The 19,194-nt window shown below is 53.1% G+C and carries 15 protein-coding genes; 3 read left to right on the forward strand and 12 right to left on the reverse strand.

All coding sequences use genetic code 11. The features are described from left to right. The 6 genes from ACZ25G_RS00750 to ACZ25G_RS00775 all read right to left on the reverse strand — a co-directional run. A partial coding sequence (locus ACZ25G_RS00750) for an MATE family efflux transporter (RefSeq protein ID WP_463681193.1) occupies positions 1-410 on the reverse strand: 410 nt, incomplete at its 3' end. Positions 411-680: 270 nt separating this feature from the next. Then, the gene (locus ACZ25G_RS00755; RefSeq protein WP_342680648.1) at positions 681-2,339 is read right to left on the reverse strand and encodes a glutamine--tRNA ligase/YqeY domain fusion protein; all 1,659 of its coding nucleotides are present in this window, start codon (positions 2,337-2,339) and stop codon (positions 681-683) included. 39 nt (positions 2,340-2,378) lie between these two features. Further along, positions 2,379-4,043, reverse strand: coding sequence for a glutamate--tRNA ligase (locus ACZ25G_RS00760; RefSeq protein ID WP_463681194.1), 1,665 nt, complete (start codon positions 4,041-4,043; stop codon positions 2,379-2,381). 158 nt (positions 4,044-4,201) lie between these two features. After that, the gene (locus tag ACZ25G_RS00765) at positions 4,202-4,597 is read right to left on the reverse strand and encodes a NusG domain II-containing protein (protein WP_463681195.1); all 396 of its coding nucleotides are present in this window, start codon (positions 4,595-4,597) and stop codon (positions 4,202-4,204) included. 118 nt (positions 4,598-4,715) lie between these two features. After that, positions 4,716-6,500 (reverse strand): Na/Pi cotransporter family protein, encoded by a 1,785-nt coding sequence (locus tag ACZ25G_RS00770; RefSeq protein WP_463681196.1) that lies wholly within the window; start codon positions 6,498-6,500, stop codon positions 4,716-4,718. Positions 6,501-6,703: 203 nt separating this feature from the next. Further along, on the reverse strand, positions 6,704-7,648 hold the full coding sequence (locus tag ACZ25G_RS00775) for a delta-lactam-biosynthetic de-N-acetylase (RefSeq protein WP_463681197.1): 945 nt from the start codon (positions 7,646-7,648) through the stop codon (positions 6,704-6,706). Positions 7,649-7,870: 222 nt separating this feature from the next. Here ACZ25G_RS00775 and eno point away from each other — a divergent pair, with 222 nt between their 5' ends. Next, positions 7,871-9,166, forward strand: coding sequence for a phosphopyruvate hydratase (gene eno / locus ACZ25G_RS00780; protein WP_463681198.1), 1,296 nt, complete (start codon positions 7,871-7,873; stop codon positions 9,164-9,166). Positions 9,167-9,216: 50 nt separating this feature from the next. On the opposite strand, the gene ACZ25G_RS00785 is transcribed toward eno, so the two are convergent. From ACZ25G_RS00785 to ACZ25G_RS00805, 5 genes are all read right to left on the reverse strand, one after another. After that, complete coding sequence (locus ACZ25G_RS00785; RefSeq protein ID WP_191482297.1) at positions 9,217-9,942, reverse strand: hypothetical protein; 726 nt, start codon at positions 9,940-9,942, stop codon at positions 9,217-9,219. Next, positions 9,939-11,246 carry a MurT ligase domain-containing protein gene (locus tag ACZ25G_RS00790; RefSeq protein ID WP_191482296.1) on the reverse strand — a complete coding sequence of 436 codons (1,308 nt, stop codon included), beginning with the start codon at positions 11,244-11,246 and terminating at the stop codon, positions 9,939-9,941. Before ACZ25G_RS00790 ends, ACZ25G_RS00785 begins: the two co-directional genes overlap by 4 nt. Positions 11,247-11,362: 116 nt before the next feature. Then, positions 11,363-12,142 carry a TatD family hydrolase gene (locus ACZ25G_RS00795; RefSeq protein WP_463681199.1) on the reverse strand — a complete coding sequence of 260 codons (780 nt, stop codon included), beginning with the start codon at positions 12,140-12,142 and terminating at the stop codon, positions 11,363-11,365. Positions 12,143-12,159: 17 nt separating this feature from the next. Next, complete coding sequence (gene metG, locus ACZ25G_RS00800) at positions 12,160-14,130, reverse strand: methionine--tRNA ligase (protein WP_463681200.1); 1,971 nt, start codon at positions 14,128-14,130, stop codon at positions 12,160-12,162. A gap of 213 nt (positions 14,131-14,343) precedes the next feature. Continuing rightward, positions 14,344-15,699: an NCS2 family permease gene (locus ACZ25G_RS00805; protein ID WP_342680639.1), complete on the reverse strand. Its 1,356-nt coding sequence runs from the start codon at positions 15,697-15,699 to the stop codon at positions 14,344-14,346. A 321-nt stretch (positions 15,700-16,020) separates the two neighbouring features. On the opposite strand from ACZ25G_RS00805, the gene ACZ25G_RS00810 reads away from it, so the two are divergent. Next, positions 16,021-16,584, forward strand: a complete 564-nt coding sequence (locus tag ACZ25G_RS00810) for a phosphoribosyltransferase family protein (RefSeq protein WP_191482292.1) — start codon at positions 16,021-16,023, stop codon at positions 16,582-16,584. Between the two features lie 41 nt (positions 16,585-16,625). Next, positions 16,626-17,357: an SDR family NAD(P)-dependent oxidoreductase gene (locus tag ACZ25G_RS00815; protein WP_191482291.1), complete on the forward strand. Its 732-nt coding sequence runs from the start codon at positions 16,626-16,628 to the stop codon at positions 17,355-17,357. 122 nt (positions 17,358-17,479) lie between these two features. Here ACZ25G_RS00815 and ACZ25G_RS00820 read toward each other — a convergent pair whose 3' ends face one another. Continuing rightward, a complete protein-coding gene (locus ACZ25G_RS00820; RefSeq protein ID WP_463681201.1) occupies positions 17,480-18,844 on the reverse strand; it encodes an MATE family efflux transporter in 1,365 nt (454 codons plus the stop codon). Positions 18,845-19,194 lie beyond the last annotated feature (350 nt).

Below are 19,194 nucleotides of genomic sequence, written 5' to 3' on the forward strand. Positions count from 1 at the left end.
ACATAGGTGTAATCACACCCCATCTGGAAGATGGTGGGATCGGAAGTATAGAACCGGAAGAAGGTTTCGGTAAAGAAAATCCCCAGCAGGGCAAACAGGATCCAGGTAGCAACACCCAAAATTGCGCCATGGTTGGCGGCGGAGGTGGCCTCGTCGATTCTTTTCTCCCCCAAACGGCGGGAGATAAGGGAATTGAGTCCCACACCGGTGCCCACCCCAAAGGCGATCATCAGCGTTTGTACGGGATAGGCCAGGGAGACAGCGGTTAACGCATTTTCTCCGATTTGGGCCACAAAAATACTGTCCACCACATTGTATAGCGACTGGATCAGCATGGAAAACATAGCGGGCAGGGACATCTTGGCAATCAGCCCCAACATGGGCTGGGTTCCCATCTTGTTTTCTTCCATAAAATACCTCCTCAACTCTTATACCCCAGGGCGCAAACGCCCTTTCGACAGCCGTATTCTCTTTTTTACGGCCATTCCATACTCATAAGCAATTTATTATAACATAAAGCTATATAATCTACAATATTCTAAGGATTTCTCTGAGATTTCGCCAGAAAAAGCCGAAAAATCTTGCCCAGAAGGCTTTGAACAAACCTCCCCAGTATCTTTTTGGGGACGCTGTAAAAAGCGAAAGGGGGCGGATTTTTCCGCCCCCTTGTAAAGGTCTGCTTATTTTTTTGCCTTAGCCCAGCTGTCCTTGAGGGTGACAATCTGGTTGTAGGTGTTTTCATTCTTGGTATCCTTGCAGAAGTAGCCCAGCCGGACAAACTGGAACCGCTCTCCCGGTTTTACATCCGCCATGGACTGCTCCAGCTTGCAGCCGGTGAGAATCCGCTTGGAATCCGGGTTGAGATAGTCGTCATAGGTCTTGTCCTCGGGGATGTCGGATACATTTTCAATGGTGAAAAGCTTGTCGTAAAGGGCAACATTAGCCTCTACGCAATGGTCGGCGCTGACCCAGTGGATGGTGCCCTTGACCTTGTGGCCATCCTCGGGGTTGCGGCCATTGGTATAGGGGTCATAGGTGCAGAGAAGCTCCACCACATTGCCGTTTTCGTCCTTGACAAAGTCCTCGCACTTGATGACATAGGAGCCCATCAGCCGGACTTCCCCGCCAGGCTTCAGCCGGAAGTATTTGGGTACCGGCACCTCCATGAAGTCGCTTTTTTCGATGTAGAGCTGGCGGCTGAAGGGGACCTTTCTGGTGCCGGCGGATTCGTCGTTGGGGTTATTGCTCACCTCAAAGTATTCCACCTGATCCTCGGGATAGTTGACAATGGTCACCTTCAGCGGCTCGGTGACGGCAATCCGCCGCTGGGCCGTCTGGTTGAGCTCATCCCGGATGCAGTGCTCCAGCACCCCGATGTCCACCACGCTGTAGTTTTTGGAGACGCCGGCGGTCTTGACAAATTCCAGGATGGAAGAGGGGGTGTAGCCTCTCCGGCGCAGGCCGCAGAGAGTGGGCATTCTGGGATCGTCCCAGCCATCCACCAGCCCTTCATCCACCAGCTTTTTCAGGTACCGTTTGCTCATGACGGTGTAGGTCACATTGAGCCGGGCAAATTCATACTGATGGGGCTTCTTTTCAAAGCCGATGTTATCCACCACCCAGTCATAGAGGGGACGGTGGTTCTCAAACTCAATGGAGCAGAGGGAATGGGTGATCCCTTCCAGGGCGTCCTGGATGGGATGGGCGAAGTCGTAGAGGGGATAGATGCACCACTTGTCTCCCTGACGATGATGGTGGGCCCGGACAATCCGATAGATGGCCGGATCCCGCATGTTCATGTTGGGGGAAGCCATGTCGATTTTGGCCCGCAGGGTGCAGTACCCATCTGGGAACTCCCCGTTTTTCATCTTTTCAAAAAGGGCCAGGTTTTCCTCGACCGAACGGTTCCGATAAGGGCTTTCCTTCCCCGGCTCGGTCAGGGTGCCCCGGTATTCCCGCATCTCCTCAGCGTTTAAATCGCAGACGTAGGCCTTGCCTTCCTTGATGAGTTTTACCGCGAATTCATAGCACTTGTCAAAATAGTCGGAGCCGTAGTAGATGCCGCCGTTGGGCTCGGCGCCCAGCCACCGCAGGTCCTCCTCAATGGCCTGGACGTATTCGTCGTCCTCTTTCACCGGATTGGTGTCGTCATAGCGCAGGTTAAACAGGCCGTTGTACTTTTGGGCGGTGCCCCAGTTGATCCAGATGGCCTTGGCGCTGCCGATGTGGAGGTAACCGTTGGGCTCCGGCGGGAAGCGGGTGTGAATCCGCTCCGAGAAACCGTTTTTAATGTCCTCGTCAATAATATCGTGAATAAAATTGGAAATATGCTCTTCCATCTGCCGTCAATCCCTTTCACTTATTTACAGATTGTATATTTATTTAGATTTTATACGATTTATGGCGTTTTCGATCCGCTCTACGACCCGATCTTTGCCCAAAATCCTCATGACATCGTACATGTCCGGGGAGTTGGTCCGCCCGGTGATAGCCACCCGCAGCACCATGCTCACATCCCCCACGTGGCCTTTGTAGGCATCAGGATTCTGTTTGTACTCCTTGGTCTTGGCGGCAAATCCCAGAGAAACGCCCAGGTTGGTAATCTTGTCAAACCAAGCGTTCTGGTCGTCTCCCTCGTCATACAAGGGGAGATAGCCTTCCAAAATGGCAAGGATATCCTCCCTTGAGGTGTGCTCCGGGTAATCTCCGCCGGGGACAAAGAGCTCGTCGTAGAAAAAGTCCAAATAGGATTTGACCTCGCTCCAGACGGCGATGTCTTTTCTCGGCTTCTTGCCGCCCCGGCCGATCTGGAAGATGGCGGTGGCGTAAGCCTGGTCCCGGGTGAGAAGCGCATGAAGCTGGGGATCAAATTCTTTGGACCATCCAGCCACCTCCTCATAGACCTTTTCCGCTGGGAGCATGGCGATGGTATTTTTGCTCACATCCCGCAGCTTGTCCAGGTCAAAGAGGGCGCCGGAGGTGCTCATCTTGTTGGTGGTAAATTTAAACTGGTCCAGCTCCGCCGTGGGGTTGGCCAGCCGCCACTCCTCAAAGTTGGAGTTGAGAAGGGTCATGAGGTATTCCTTTACCGAAGCTACCGGATAACCCTCAGCGCGGTAGAAGTCCAGCGCCAGCTCCGGATCTTTCCGCTTGGAAAGTTTGCGTTTAGAGCTGCCGTCCATCTTCATCAGCTGGGCGGTATGGACATATTTGGGAATTTTAAAGCCCAGAGCCCGGAACAGGTCTACATGGATGGGCAGGGTAGCCAGCCACTCCTCTCCCCGGACCACATGGGTGGTGCCCATGAGATGATCGTCGATGACGTGGGCAAAGTGATAGGTAGGGATGCCGTCGCTTTTTAAAAGGACCACATCCTGGTCGTTGACAGGCATGTCCAGATCGCCTTTGACCAGATCCTTCAGTTTGAAGCGCTGGACCCCATCCCCGGAAGCCCGGAAGCGCAGGACATATTCCTTTCCGGCGGCCAGATTTTCCTTAATCTGGTCCAGCGGCATATCCCGGTGGACAGCCCATTTGCCGTAATAGCCGAAATTGGCCTTTTCGGCCTCCTGCTGTTTCCGCATTTCGGCCAGGTCATCTTCGGTGCAGAAGCAGGGATAAGCAAGTCCCCGCCGGACCAAGTCCTTGGCATAGGTATGATAGATATGAGCGCGCTGCCGCTGACGGTAGGGGCCGTACTTGCCGTTGTCCCCATCGATGGTGGCTCCTTCGTCAAAGGGGAGGCCGAATTCTTGGAACACCCGGATAATGGTTTCCACGCCGCCTTCCACCGCCCGCTTCTGGTCGGTGTCCTCAATGCGCAGATAAAAGACGCCGCCGCTTTGATGAGCCAAACGCTCGTCGGTGATGGCGCCGAAAAGGTTGCCCAGATGCATAAAACCGGTGGGGCTGGGGGCCATTCGGGTCACTTTTGCCCCTTCCGGCAGCTCCCTGACGGGATAGAGTGCCTCCATTTCCTCCGGAGTGGTGGTCACGTTGGGGAAGAGAAGTTCGGCAAGAGCCAGATTGTCTTGTTCGCTCATAGTCAAAAGCTCCATTCCGCCGCGGATTGCGGCCAAGATAAGATTTCCGTACCGGTGAAATTTTTACCGGCATCCAAATCCCTGTGGGGACCCGGCGAAAAAGCGGGTCAACAGGGGAGATATCATAAATTTTAGAATAACATATTTTGCCTTTAAATTCAATGATCCGTCCACTCTGACGCGAGGTAAACCCGCAAGGAGGTTTCGAAGGGAAGGCAGACAGCAGACTGCCCCGGTTCCTCCACCCAGCCGGTGTTTTGACAGACCTTGTCCGGACACTGGGCGTCTACAAAGCAGATGCGGCTGCCCTCTAAAGAAAAGGTGACGGTATGGCCGCCGGCACCCTCCAGAGAGAAGGTTTCGGTGGCCTTATTTTGGGTTAGGTTGATTTCCCGCACAGTTTCTCCGCTGACGGCAATGACGGCGATCCGATCATCTCCGTCCCTACTTTGCAGCCACAGAAAAACGGTGGAAAGGAGGGCTGCCAGCAGGAGAACGCCAATGATGAGAAGATCGGCCCTTTTCCATCTTTTTTGCTGGTGTTGATGCTCCATGACGGATCTCCTTTTCCTATGGTATATCTATTCTAAACGATATGGGCAAAGATATCCAGAGGAAAAGGAAAATTTCTGCAAAAGAGCCGCCGCAACCAAAGGCGCGGCGGCAGAAAGCTTAGATTAGATTTTTCACAGTGTCCAGATACTTGGTGGAATACTCCTGGAATTTTTCGGTGTAGGCTTGATTTTGTCCCGAGTGCATCAGCCGAATGTACTCGTGTCGATCCAGCCCCTGCATATGATTGCCTTCGTGGCCCATGACATAGACCGCGACATTGGAACAGTGATCGGAGATCCGTTCCATGTTGGTCAGGGTTTCCAGGAAGGCAACACCGGCATCCACCGTGCATTTTCCCAGTTTGAGCCGGTCGATATGGCGGAACTTGAGCAGATCGATCATGGCGTCGATGGTCTCTTCCAGCGGCTCGATGGAGGTAGCGCTCTCTAGATCCGATTGGCCGAAGCAGCGAACCGCCAAGCCGATGATCTCCGCCACTGCCTGACTGATGATATCCAACTCGCTGTGAGCCTTGTCCGAAAGCTTGATGTTGTTTTCATAAAGATACTGGGCCTGTTCCATCATATTGACCGAATAGTCACCGATCCGCTCAAACTCGCTGATGACCTGCAGCAGCTCCGAAATCTCCCGGTTTTCTGGCTCCGACAGTTCTTTTTCTGACAGCCGCAACAGATAGTTGCCCAGACGGTCCTCCAGCTTGTCGATGATATTTTCATTGTCCTTGACCCGTTCTGCAACTTTGGGGTCAAAATTGCCCAGCAGTTTGCTGCATTCTCCAAAATTTGACTGGGCCAGATCGGCCATGGCAAGGACGGTTTCACGGGATTGCTGAATGGCAAGTCCAGGGGAAAGAAGAAAACGCTCGTCCAGATTGCTGGTAATGGCATCCTGCTTTAACTCCCGTTGGTCGGATTTGATAATGGTATTGGCCAGTTTCTCCAATAGACCTACAAAGGGGAGGAAGAGGATGGTGGTGACTACGTTAAAAAGGGTGTGGAAATTGGCAATGCCGCCTCTGCTGATGGCGTCATCCCAGAAGGGGAATCCTATCGTGTATTGGATGGCATAGGTGACAATGAGGAAGACAGCGGTGCCGATGACGTTAAAGCTCAGATGAACACAGGCGGAGCGCTTTGCGTTTTTGTTGGCGCCGATGCTGGCCAGGATTGGGGTAATGCAGGTGCCGATATTCTGCCCCATAATGATGGGGAAGGCGGAAGAAAAGGTAATGATCCCCGTGGAGCTCAGCGCCTGCAAAATGCCAATGGAAGCGGAGGAGCTCTGGATGATGGCGGTGACAACGGCGCCGACCAGTACCCCTAAGATAGGATTGGAAAGTGCGGCAAATATTTCGGCAAACTGAGGCATTTCGCTCAGAGGCCGGACAGCGGACTCCATGGTGAACATGCCGGTGAAAAGGATACCAAATCCCAACAGGATCTGACCGGCCTCCCGCTGCCGTGCCTTTTTGCTGCCCATGACCAGGATAATACCTGCGATGGCTGCCAAAGGGGCCAGGGTGGTGGGCTTGAGAAACTGGATGAAGAAGCTGTCGCTGCTCAGATCGGACAGCCGCAGGATCTGGGCGGTGACGGTGGTGCCGATATTAGCTCCCATAATGACGCCGATGGCCTGCCGGAGTTTAAGGATGCCGGCGTTGACAAGGCCTACAACGATTACGGTGGTGGCTGAGGAGCTTTGGATGGCTCCGGTGACCAAAGCGCCTAGCAATACTCCTTTGATGGTATTGCTGGTCATTTTCTCTAAGGTTTTTTCTAACCTGCCGCCAGAAAGGCGCTCCAGGCCGCTGCCCAGGGCGGACATACCGTATAGGAACAAGGCAAGTCCTCCCGCTAAGTTCACAATGCTAAAAAAATCCATACCTACCTCCATAATTCTCTGTCTGTTTCCCGGTTGGTTCTTGTTCCTATTATATCAATTGTGTCATGTTTCTGTATAGCAAAGTTATAGAAAAAGGGAAGAAAAATTTTTTCTTAAGATCTGTCGAACAGGAAGAAAAATAGCATATAAAAAGCGGGGAGGTGATTTTCCCTCCCCGCGCAACAAAACAAATATTATCTCTACTACAGATCAAATTTCGCCACCTCATAGCCATTTTCCCGCATGTGGTCAATGGCGTCGCCGAGGACAGCGGTATTAGTTTCCGATACAGCATGAAGCAGATAGATAGCCCCCGGGTGCTCTGCCTTGGTGATCTTTTCCAGGGCGGCAGCGGGGTCAGGCTGGTTATCCGTTTCCCAATCCTTATAGGCCCAGGACCAGAACAGAGTTTTATAGCCCAGGCTATCCATCAGCCCCAGCATCTGTTCGCTAAACTCGCCGTAGGGGAAGCGGAACAGGGTCATGGTATAGTCAAAGTTTTCCTCCATATACTCATGGAGGGATACCACATCTTCCTGGGCCTCCTCTAAGGGGATTTGGGGGAAGTGGGGATGGGAATAGCTGTGATTGCCCACAATATGCCCCTCATCGATCATCCTTTGGATCAGATCCGGATTTTTGCAGACATAATCATAGGTGACAAAAAAGACGGCGCTGCAGTTTTTTTCCTTGAGGACATCGAGAATTTGGGAGGTATAGCCGTTTTCATATCCTTCGTCAAAGGTTAAGTAGATTTTGTTTCCTGCGTCCGGCGCAATATAGTAGGCGTTGTATTTCCCATATTTCTCCTGGAACATGGTGCAGCCGGTGGGCTGGTTCTTATCGTTGACCTCCACCCCCTGGCCCCACCCCTGGGCCTTGGTAGAAAGGGAGGACAAACTGTTAAAATCCGTCCCCATGGCAGGAGCCGAGGGCTCCTGCGATTCGGGGTTGCTGGTGGTAGGGGTAGAGGTAGTGCCCCCCGAATGAGACATGGATTCACTTTCTGAATGGGTTGTCGTGGTGGTCGTTGCAGGGCTAGAGGAAGAAGAACTGCTATCCTTGTCTTTGTCGGTACAGCCGGCCATAGTCAAGCTCATCAAAAGGGCCAGGGCCAGTCCGAGGGCAGTGATTTTTACAGACTTCATATGAAATACCTCCCGATGTTTCCTCATCGTAATATTTGTAGGTTCGCCGGTTCGTCCCGGAAAGGGGCGGGGCCTTTCGCAGTATTTTGGAATTTTGCAGAAGGCCCGCACTTCTATTGTGCCGTTTTGGAAGAAAATTATTTATGTCCCAAGCGGTATATATTAACAAAAAAATAGTAACACTACCACTATAGAAATATTTGTAAAACCTGGAGGAGACCTATGAAATATTCGACAAAAATTGCAAAAGTTTATGGGCGGGAGATTATCGATTCCCGGGGCAATCCTACAGTGGAAGCGGAAGTGACCCTGGAATGCGGTGCAGTTGGCCGGGCCGCTGTCCCCTCAGGAGCATCCACCGGCATGTTCGAGGCCTATGAGCTGAGAGACGGCGACAGTTTCCGCTTTGGAGGCAAAGGCGTCAGAAAGGCGGTGGAACATGTCAACGGGGAAATTGCCGACGCGGTTCTGGGGAAAAACGCCATGAACCAGATGCAGATCGACAGTATCCTGAAAAAGACGGATCCCAATGAAAACAAATCAAAAATCGGCGCCAATGCCATGCTGGCCGTATCTTTGGCCAATGCCAAAGCGGCGGCCCGAGCGGCGGGTTTGCCCCTGTTCCGTTATCTGGGAGGATGCCACGCGCATACCCTGCCGGTGCCTATGATGAATATCCTCAACGGCGGCGCCCATGCCAAAAACAACATCGATATCCAGGAATTTATGATTATGCCCACCGGCGCCGATTCGTTCCCCGAGGCGCTGCGCTGGGGATGCGAAATCTTTCACGCCCTGGGGAAGATCCTGGCATCCCGGGGCCTTTCCACCTCGGTGGGAGATGAGGGAGGCTATGCCCCCGACCTGCCCGACGACGAGGACGCCATCAAGGTGATTCTGGAAGCGGTGCAGCAGGCGGGCTATGCGCCGGGGGATGATGTGAAAATCGCCATTGATGCCGCATCCAGCGAGTGGTTTTCCGATGGGGAATATGTCCTGCCCAAAAAGCAGACCCGGATGTCCACCGGAGAGCTGTGCGCCTACTGGGAGGATCTTTGCGGACGCTATCCCATCATCTCCATCGAAGACCCCTTAGCTGAAGACGATTGGGATGGCTTTGTCCAAATCACCCAGGCCCTGGGCAACCGTGTCCAGCTGGTGGGAGACGACCTGTTTGTCACCAATGTCAAGCGGCTGCGCAAGGGGATCCAGCTGGGAGCGGGAAACGCCCTGCTTGTCAAGGTCAACCAGATTGGCACCCTTACCGAAACCATGGATGCCATCTCCATGGCCCACCGGGCGGGATACACCAGCATCATTTCCCACCGCTCTGGGGAGACGGAGGATACCACCATTGCCGACCTGGCGGTGGCCGTGAATGCCGGGCAGATCAAAACCGGCGCCCCTTCCCGCAGCGACCGGGTGGCCAAGTATAACCGGCTGCTGCGCATCTCGGGGATGATCAGCCAAAGCGGGATCTATCCGGGGGAAAACGCCTTTACCAACCTGAGCCTATAAAAACAAGAAGGGCCTGTCCTATGGACAGGCCCAATTTTTTTGCTCCGTTTTTATAAAGAAAATTCCTTGAGGGTCATCTTCAGCGCCATGGTCTCCAGGGTGTCGTCATAGGCCACCTGTTCCCGTCCAATTAGGCGCCCGATGAATTCCCGGGCCATCTGGGGGTTTTTGACCAGCACCGGCCCTAACAGCCAGGTGGAAAACAGATTCTTGTAAAGATTCCCTTCGAAAATATCCCCTTTTTTCTCATCGCCAGCTCCTTTGACCAGCTTGAGAAGATAGGGCCCCACATTGTCCTTGATGAGGCTGGTGCGATTGATAAAGCCATACATTAAGGACTCGTTGGTTTCAAACTGGGGGTTGGCCACCACATCGCTGATGAACACCTGGCCGGTTTCCTCCCCCACATAGGGGAAGATCTCCAGTCCTTTCACAAAGGTACCGTCTTCATCGGTGTACCCCTTGCCCAGCATGAGCCGGGCATTGCCGGTGATGAGGAAGACCTTTTCCTCTTCTATGGCTTTGACAAACTCGTCCTTGAGGGTCAGCAGATGCTCGCAGGCGCGGCGCAGATTCTTTGCCTTGCCGGGGCCCATATAAATCATATCGTATTCGCTGATTTTGGGGGATTCATCCAGGCTGGACCGGGTGACCAGCATGGTGTAACCCAGCTGTCCCAGCCGCTTTTTCAGCAGCATCAGATTGCCGCTGTCCCCATAAAGGTCCAGAAGGTCGTCATAAAGCCAGAGGACGTTGATATTTTTTTCCGTGCTCATCGGCTGATCACCTCCAAAATCCCTTTTGCGTCGTAAAGCTCGGTGAGAACATAGATGGTGCCTTTTGTCTCCTGGATTACCGATTTCAGCCGGGAGCGGAAGGGCTGGACCTTCACCTTCGACATGTCAAAATCCGCCATATTCAGCCGTACCGCCAGGTCATAGGCCCGGGGGCCGGTGCAGACGATATTATCTACTTGATCTTTCAGCCGCTCAAAGGCGATGTCATAAAGCCAGGTGGTATCCCTGTGGCCGGTGTGGTTGATGTTGTTGACATAGATGACCACCGTTTTCTCCCCCTCCATCTCCAGCACCCGGGAGATGGACTGGTCGAAGGAGACTGGGTTCTGGTTCTTGGAGAGGATCATGACGGCCTTGCGATCCCCCACCTTAAATTCGTCGTACCGCTCACGGCTCACCTGGAAGGTGGAGACAGCCTTGGCTGCCTCTTCTTCTCCAATGCCAGCTTCGCAGCAAGCAGCCACGCAGGCGGTGATGTTGAGGATGTTAAACAGGCTGTTGTACTGGGTCTTGACAGGGAAGCCGTCGATGGAGAAGCTGCCCGCCTTCAGGTCGTCGATGTGGGCGGTATATTTGGCCTTAGGAGTGGCAAAACCACAGGCGTCGCAGTGATAACCGCCAATATGGTTGTAGTGATAATAATCATAGCTGAGCCGGTGATAGCAGACCGGACACACCTTGGCGTCGTGGGTGATGTTAAGGCATTCTTTGGAGGACGCCTCATTTTCCTCCAGCATATAGTAGACCCGCGGGTTGTCGGGAGCCAGACGGCTGCTAATGGGATCGTTGGCGTTGAGAATCAGCTTGACCTCCGGTTTGATGGCCTCGTGGAGCTTGTCGATGATGACATCCACGTTGCCATTGCGGGTCAGCTGGTCCCGGAAGAGGTTGGTCACCAACATATAGTGGGGGGAGAAAGACTTAAAGATGATGCGGGAGAAGCGCTCATCCACCTCCAGCACCACATATTCCTGGGGGACAACGCCGGAAAAGTTGGCGGCATTGAGCAGGGTGGTGGCCACACCGCCGGTCATGTTGGAGCCTTTGGCGTTGTTGGTCACCGTATGACCGCAGCGGGACAACACGTGGGCCACCATGTTGGCGGTGGTGGTTTTTCCGTTGGAGCCGGTAACGGCGATGATTTTGCCCTGAATCTGGAATCTGCCCAGCAGGTCAGGACAGATTTTCAGGGCGATATCTCCAGGCAGGTTGGAGCTTTTGCCGATGAATTTTCCGAAAAAATAGATGATTTTGCCGACGAGCAGCGCCAGCTTGAATTTCATAGGGCGGATGCCTCCTCTTTTCTATCGTCATGGGGAATTTTCACATTTTGCGGCCTTATTATACCACAAAGCTCCCCATAGGGCAAATTGCCTCTGCCCTATAAGGAGCTTTTATCTCAGTTTTGACCGTCCGGAATATGGTAGACCCGGCGGGCGTTTGCAAAGGTAAGGTCCGCCAGCTGCTGGGGATCCATCTCCTTGACCTTTGCCAGTGCGCCAATGGTATATTCGAGCAGGGAAGAGTCGCACCGCCGGCCCCGGCAGGGCTCCGGCGCCATATAGGGGGCGTCGGTTTCAACCAGCAGCCGGTCCAGGGGGACGGCCGCCGCGGCCCGCAGGGTCTTGGAAGCGTTTTTAAAGGTGACCACACCGGTGAAACCGATGTACATCCCCAGCTTTACAATTTCTTCCACCATCTCTGGGCTGCCGCTGTAGCAGTGGACAATGCCCTCCGGCCGGTATTTCCGCAGCAGATCCAGGGTATCCCCGTGGGCCTCCCGGTCGTGGACAATGACAGGGAGGGAAAGCTCCTTTGCCAGAGCAAGCTGCTGGGCAAAGACCTCCCGCTGGATCTCCCTGGGGCAGGCGTCGTCATAGTGATAGTCTAAGCCGATTTCTCCGATGGCCATGACCTTGGGATGACCGGCCAGGGAGGCGACAGACTCCAGATCCTTCTGGGTCATTTTACCGGCGAACTCGGGATGAAAGCCCACCGCGGCATAGAAATAGGGGTAGGTTTCAGCAAAGGAGATCGCCTTTAGAGAGGAAGAAAGGTCACAGCCGGGATTCATGACCGCCCTGACCCCTTGGGAGGGGAGGGCTGCTATGACTTCGGCCCGGTCGGAGTCAAACTTCCGATCGTCATAATGAGCGTGGGAATCAAAGATATTTTCCACAGGATACCTCGTCAATACTAATGGATTTTCGCGCCGCAGGGGATAGCGTCATCGACAAAGAGGACTTTCACATCGTCAGCGGTGCAGTCAGCGGCCAAAATCATGCCGTTGGAGAGGACGCCCCGCAGCTTCACCGGCTTGAGATTGCCCACAATGATGACCTTTTTCCCGATAAGATCCGCCGGAGCGTACCACTTGGCGATGCCGGAGACTACCTGACGCAGTTCACCACTGCCGTCATCCAGCATCAGGCGGAGAAGCTTGTCCGATTTGGGAACCGGCTCGCATTCCTTAATCTGTGCCACCAACAGCTGAACTTTGGAGAAGTCGTCAATGCCGATCTGGGCAATGCCCTCCAGCTTTTCCTCGTGTTTGGGAGCTTCTTTCTTTGCGCTTTCCTGGGTGGCGGCTCTGGCCTTTGCCTCCGCCTCTTCCAGGAGAGCCAGCTCCTTCTTCAGGTCGATGCGGGGGAAGAGGGTTTCCCCTTTATGAACGGTAACCTGGGCGTCCAGGGCGCCGAACTTGGCGGCGGAATCCCAGGTGCGGAGATTCTCAGGCGCGCCGATCTGGGCGAAGATTTTTTCGCAGGAATCGGGCATAAAGGGCTGGAGCAGCACCGCAGCCATCCGGATGCTCTCCAGAAGGTTATACATAACCCGGGCCAGGCGAGGTTTGTTGGCCTCGTCCTTGGCCAGGATCCAGGGGGCGGTTTCGTCGATGTATTTGTTGGCCCGGGAGATGAGCTTAAAGGTCTCGATCAGGCCGTTTTGGAAGGCGTAATGCTCCATCTGGGACTCGTAGTTATCCCGCAGGGCATTGGCCATCTCCAGAAGAGGCGCGTCCTCCGGCCCCTCCTGCTGTGCCTCAGGCAGGGTGCCGCCGAAGTATTTTTCCACCATGGAGACGGTGCGGGAGACCAGGTTCCCCAGGTCGTTGGCAAGGTCGGAATTGATGCGGGTAATCAGGGCCTCGTTGGAGAAGACGCCGTCGGAGCCAAAGGGGAATTCCCGCAGCAGGAAGTAGCGCAGGGCGTCTACTCCATAGCGCTCACAGAGCACCACAGGATCCACGACATTGCCCTTGGATTTGCTCATCTTGCCCCCCTCCAGCAGGAGCCAGCCGTGGCCGAAAACCTTTTTGGGCAGGGGGAGGTTGAGGGCCATGAGCATGGCAGGCCAGATAATGGTGTGGAAGCGGATGATTTCTTTGCCCACAAAGTGGACGTCCGCCGGCCAGTATTTGTCGTAATCGTGGTATTTCTCATTGCCGTAACCTAAGGCCGTAATATAGTTGGAAAGGGCGTCAATCCAGACATAGACCACGTGCTTGGGATCAAACTCCACCGGAACGCCCCAGGTAAAGGAGGTCCGGGAGACACACAGGTCCTCGAGGCCGGGCTTGATGAAGTTGTTGATCATCTCGTTGAGACGGGATTGCGGCTCCACAAAGTCCGGATGTTCTTCATAATACTTGACCAGCTTGTCTGCATAGGCGGAGAGCCGGAAGAAATAAGCTTCTTCCTCGGCGTCCACAACCTCACGGCCGCAGTCGGGACATTTGCCGTCCACCAGCTGGCTTTCGGTCCAGAAGGACTCGCAGGGGGTGCAGTATTTGCCCTTATAGGTTCCTTTATAGATATCGCCCTGATCATAGAGCTGTTTAAAAATCTTCTTGACAGATTCCTCATGGTAATCGTCGGTGGTGCGGATGAACCGGTCGTTGGAGATGTTCATCAGCTTCCAAAGATCTTTAATGCCGGCCACCACATTGTCCACATATTGTTTGGGGGTGACGCCGGCTTCCTTTGCCTTGAGCTCAATTTTCTGGCCGTGTTCATCGGTACCGGTCAAGAACATCACATCATACCCCTGCATTCGTTTGTATCTGGCCATGGTGTCGGTGGCAACGGTACAATAGCTGTGCCCGATGTGCAGCTTGTCCGACGGATAATAGATGGGGGTGGTAATGTAGAAGGTGTTTCTACTCATGATTGATTCCTCCTGAATGCATTTTTGATTGGGTCATTTTGGGGTGATATGACTAATAATTTATTATAGCAAAGAAACTGGCAAATTAAAAGGGAAAAAGGGAGAATTCTTCCTTTGTATCGGTGATAGGCATATCTATTGGTGCATACGAAAACCCCGGGCAAACGCCAGGAAGCGTCCGCCCGGGGCCGGGGATGAGAGAATGACTCGATTTTAAAGAAGGGCCAGCAGAACGAAGTTGAGGATAAACAGCGCGGTGGCAACCCACAGGATGGGATGGACGGTCTTGGCTTCTTTCTTGCAGATCTTGACGATGCAGTAGAAGATGAAGCCTGCCGCGATGCCGTAGGAAATGCTGTAGCAGAAGGCCATGAATACGCCTGCGAAGAAGGCGGGAACGGCGTCCGCGAAGTCGGTCCAGTTGATTTCCTTGAAGGAGGATGCCATCATGACGCCGACAGCGACCAGAGCGGGAGCGGTGGCGGCATAGGGGATGGCGCTGATAAAGGTGGAGAGGAATGCGCTTAGCGCAAAGCAGATGGCTACGACAACGCTGGTCAAACCGGTACGACCACCAGCGCCGATACCTGCCGCGCTTTCCACGAAGGTGGTGGTGTTGGAGGTGCCGAAGATAGCGCCAACAGAGGTGGCGGTAGCATCGGCGAAGAGGGCCTTATCCATCTTGGAATGGAAGCCAGCGCTGGTCTCCATAGCCTTTTCATCTTCCTCGCTGAAGATGCCGGAACGACGGCCGGTACCGATGAAGGTGCCGATGGTGTCAAAGGTGTCGGACAGGCTGAAGGCAAAGATGGTGATGAGCACCAGAGGGATCTTGGCCGCGTCAACAAACAGAGAACCCAGGCCTTCACCGGTGAAGATGACGCCAAAGGTGGAGGGCAGGGCGGCGCAAGCTTCAGAGAAGCTGACGGTCTCTGCCGTAGTGGTAACACCCATGGGAATACCGATGAGGGTGGTGACAATGATGCTGATGAGGATGGCGCCTTTGACCTTCATGACCTGCAAGACGATGGTCAGGACAATGCCGATGACAAACAGCCACAGGGCGGGCTGGTTGAAGGTGGCCAGAGCGGGAACGCCGGAGTCAAAGCTGATCAGGCCCACATTCAGCATGCCGATGTATGCAACAAACAGGCCGATACCACCGCCAATAGCATTCTGGAGACTGACAGGGATGGCCTTAATGATGTATTTTCTGATCTTGGTGACGGTGATCAGAATGTTGATCAAACCGCAGATAAAGACCATGGACAGAGCCTGCTGCCAGGTAAAGCCCAGCTGGAAGCAGACGGTGTAGACGAAAAATGCGTTCAGTCCCATACCGGGAGCCTGGGCATAGGGCACGTTGGCGAAAAGACCCATAACCAGGGTGCCTACGATGGACGCGATAATGGTGGCGAGGAAAACAGCGCCCCATTCCATGCCGGCTTCACTGAGGATGCTGGGGTTGACAATGATGATGTAGGCCATCGCGAAGAATGTTGTCAGACCCGCAATGACCTCCTTGGAAAACGTGGTTCCGTTTTCCTTGAGTTTAAACAACTTTTCCATTTGATACAGTAACCTCCTATTCACTTACTCCAGGTGATCTGCTGCTGGTTGTTTTGCCTCTTCTCCTCCGTCAATTCCTCCCATCTTTCCCCTTTTTTAATCATTATATTGGAAAATCATGATTTTTTCAATATTTATTCAAATTTCAATCATATATTTTTAAAAAATTCAAGGAGGATACGGGAACCCTGTGCCTTGTCCGGACTATTGCTACTTTTGCCTTTGCTGTGCTATAATAAAATTATAAGGCGGGGAGAAAACCGCGAAAAATCGGTCTGTCCATCTCTGGATGGGCGTTTATATTGCGGAGGAGGAAATGGAATGGAAAAAAGCTATACACTGGAAGTCGCGGGACTAAAAAGGGAACTGCCTCTGTGCAAATTATCCGATGATCTTTACATCGGCGCCTTTGTCATCTTTGGTGACGTGGAGCTCACCATTGCGGCGGCCCGGGAGCTGGAAAAAATCGCGCCGGAACACGATATTATGATTACGGCAGAATCCAAGGGGATTCCTCTTCTGTACGAGATGGCCCGGCAGGAAAAGTCTAAAAAATACATCATCGCCAGAAAAGCCCCCAAGCTGTATATGAAAAATATCATCTCCACCGAGGTGACCTCCATTACTACGGCCAAAAAGCAGATGCTCTATCTGGACAGCGACGATATGGAAGCCATGCGGGATAAGAAGGTGCTCATCATCGACGATGTTATCAGCACCGGAGAGAGCCTGCGGGCGGTGGAGAAGCTGGTCAAGCGGGCTGGCGGAAAAATCGTAGGGAAAATGGCTATCCTGGCCGAAGGGGACGCCAAGTACCGGGATGACATCCAGTATCTTGCCTATCTGCCCCTCTTTAACGCAGACGGTACACCTAAGACAGAATAGTAACGGGACAAGCCCCGATTTTTTCATAGAGGAGGATTTTTATGACAAACCAATCCTATCGCGACCGCGTGGCCATCATCACCGGCAGCGGCTCCGGCATCGGAAAAGCCACCGCCCTGGCTTTGGCTCAGGAGGGAATGAAGATCGTGCTGTGCGGACGCACCGTGTCCAAGCTGGAGGAAACCGCTAAGCTCGTAGAGGAAGCGGGAGGGAAAGCCCTGATCGTCTCCGGTGACCTGAGGGATGAAAGCTACATTATCCGGATTGTTGACGAGACCATGGAAGCTTTTGGACGGATTGATGTGCTCATCAACAATGCGGGCGTTTCTTTGGCAAAGCCCGTCGTGGACTGTACTGCCGAGGAATTTGACCAGATCATGGATACCAACATGAAGGCACCTTTCCTTCTGTGCAAATATTCCATCCCCCACATGCGCAAATCCGATTGCGGCACCATCATCAACATCGCCTCGGTGGTGGGACATAAGGGCTATGTCAACCAGAGCCTTTACGGCGCCTCTAAGCATGCCATCACTGGATTTACCAAGGTGCTGGCCAAAGAGGTACAGGAAGACGGCATCCGGGTGCATCTGCTCTCCCCGGGCGGCGTGTACACCGAGATGGTGGCCAATGTCCGCCCTGACCTGGATCCCACCTATCTCATTAAGCCGGTGGACATTGCGGATATCATCCTTTTCCTGCTCAAAAGCCGTGGAAACGCGGTCATTGATTCTATCAACATCCGCCGGGTCAACAATACCCCCTTCGCTTAAAAGTGAGTAGCAATTCAAAAGCCCCCTCTGTACCACAGAGGGGGCTTTTTATGTAGCGACGCAAAGAATAAGATAAAACATAAATGAAATCCCACAAGTTTCTACTTGCCTTGAGAATTTCCTCAGCCTTTGGAAGAGGTGGGGATTGCCGTCAACAGGCTATCTTTCCGGAATCTCAGCCTATAGTAAAGCATACCAATAATATCGGCCAGGGCCCAGCCAATAGGAACTGACCACCAGATTCCCACCATGCCAATAGCGGGGATAGCGGACAGGGTATAGGCCAGCGCCACCCGGGTGCCCAGGGAGATCACCGTCAGCACAATGGACATAGAAGATCTTGCCAGCCCACGGTATAGGCCGTAGAGCAGAAATAGAATACCAATGCCCACATAACAGGCGCCTTCAATGTGCAGGTACTGGATGCCGATGTTGATAACCTCAACCTCCTCCGGTCTGACAAAAAGGAGCATTAAGGGCCGGGCCAACAGACAGACAAAAAGGGAAGCTACAGCACAGAAGACGGTGGAAAGTTTGGCGGCAGTCCAGATGCCTTTGCGGATACGGTCCGGCTTCCCGGCGCCGTAGTTTTGGGCGATATAGGTGGAGAAAGCGTTGCCGAAGTCTTGGGCCGGCATATAGGCGAAGGCGTCAATTTTGACCACGGCGGCGAAGGCGGCGCTGACAGAAAAGCCAAAGCTGTTGACCAACCCCTGTACCATCAAGATACCAAGATTCATAATGGACTGCTGAATGGCGGTCAGGGTGGAGTTGTTGATGACAAAGCCCAGCAGCCGCCTGCTGAGATGAAGATGCTGCCGTTGTGGACATAACTGTTTTTCCTTGGCGAAGAAGTAGACGGCCACACAGATGGCGGAGAGAGCCTGGGCGATGACGGTAGCCCAGGCAGCCCCTGCTACCCCCATGTGAAAGCTGACGATAAAAACAATGTCTAGGACAATATTGGTAATGGCGGAAACCGCCAGGAAGATCAGGGGTACCACCGTATTGCCCACGCTGCGCAGGATGCAGGCAAAAAAGTTATAGGCGGAAACAAAGGTGATACCTACAAAGATTACCTGGAGGTATTCCCGGGTATATTCCACCGCCTGCTCCGGGATATTGAGCCAGATGATGAATTGATCCAGAAGCAAAAAAGCAAGGATATTGATGACGGCGGAAACCAAAAGAATGAAGATACAGGCATTGAAGATGCTGGATTTCATGTCGTCTTCCCGTTTAGCCCCGTAAAACTGGGCAAAGACCACGCCGCTGCCCATACATAGCCCCAGAATCACTGAGGTCAGCAGGGTCATCAGGGAGTAGGAAGATCCCACCGCAGAAAGGGCAGTGGTTCCAATGGTCTGTCCTACAATCAGGGTATCCGCAACGTTGTAAAGCTGCTGCAACAGATTGCCTAAAATCATGGGGAGACTAAAGATAATGAGAGATTTGGCAATCCCGCCTTCGGTTAAACTTCGCTGCATGGGTTTGTATCGTCCTTTCTTTTTTCAGGAATCTGCCGGTACGAGGCTCACGTATGTCCCATTATAGCCAAAGAAGTATTATCATGCAAGATGGATGACCGTTACAGATAAAGCCTGGGAGAAAAAGGAAGAGTCTAAGCACAAGAAAAAGCTGAGCCCAGAACGCAATTTGTGTTCTGGGCTCAGTCCGTCTAATAGTTGCGAAATAGATGAACCGCAAATAAAAGTGAAGATCTTAGATATAGGAAACAGATAACATCTGAACTCCCGAAACGAGTTGTCAAGGACTTTTTAATCAAATTCACAAAAAAGCCACAAAAAAAGTGCCAGGAAGCACTTTCATGCTCCTG

This window comes from Zongyangia sp. (genome assembly GCF_965361945.1).

Coding starts and splice junctions, on each gene's coding strand:
- ACZ25G_RS00755 (WP_342680648.1), bottom strand. CDS start 2,339: ATGGAAGAGCATATTTCCAATTTTATTCACGATATTATTGACGAGGAC.
- ACZ25G_RS00760 (WP_463681194.1), bottom strand. CDS start 4,043: ATGAGCGAACAAGACAATCTGGCTCTTGCCGAACTTCTCTTCCCCAAC.
- ACZ25G_RS00765 (WP_463681195.1), bottom strand. CDS start 4,597: ATGGAGCATCAACACCAGCAAAAAAGATGGAAAAGGGCCGATCTTCTC.
- ACZ25G_RS00770 (WP_463681196.1), bottom strand. CDS start 6,500: ATGGATTTTTTTAGCATTGTGAACTTAGCGGGAGGACTTGCCTTGTTC.
- ACZ25G_RS00775 (WP_463681197.1), bottom strand. CDS start 7,648: ATGAAGTCTGTAAAAATCACTGCCCTCGGACTGGCCCTGGCCCTTTTG.
- eno (WP_463681198.1), top strand. CDS start 7,871: ATGAAATATTCGACAAAAATTGCAAAAGTTTATGGGCGGGAGATTATC.
- ACZ25G_RS00785 (WP_191482297.1), bottom strand. CDS start 9,942: ATGAGCACGGAAAAAAATATCAACGTCCTCTGGCTTTATGACGACCTT.
- ACZ25G_RS00790 (WP_191482296.1), bottom strand. CDS start 11,246: ATGAAATTCAAGCTGGCGCTGCTCGTCGGCAAAATCATCTATTTTTTC.
- metG (WP_463681200.1), bottom strand. CDS start 14,130: ATGAGTAGAAACACCTTCTACATTACCACCCCCATCTATTATCCGTCG.
- ACZ25G_RS00805 (WP_342680639.1), bottom strand. CDS start 15,699: ATGGAAAAGTTGTTTAAACTCAAGGAAAACGGAACCACGTTTTCCAAG.
- ACZ25G_RS00810 (WP_191482292.1), top strand. CDS start 16,021: ATGGAAAAAAGCTATACACTGGAAGTCGCGGGACTAAAAAGGGAACTG.
- ACZ25G_RS00815 (WP_191482291.1), top strand. CDS start 16,626: ATGACAAACCAATCCTATCGCGACCGCGTGGCCATCATCACCGGCAGC.
- ACZ25G_RS00820 (WP_463681201.1), bottom strand. CDS start 18,844: ATGCAGCGAAGTTTAACCGAAGGCGGGATTGCCAAATCTCTCATTATC.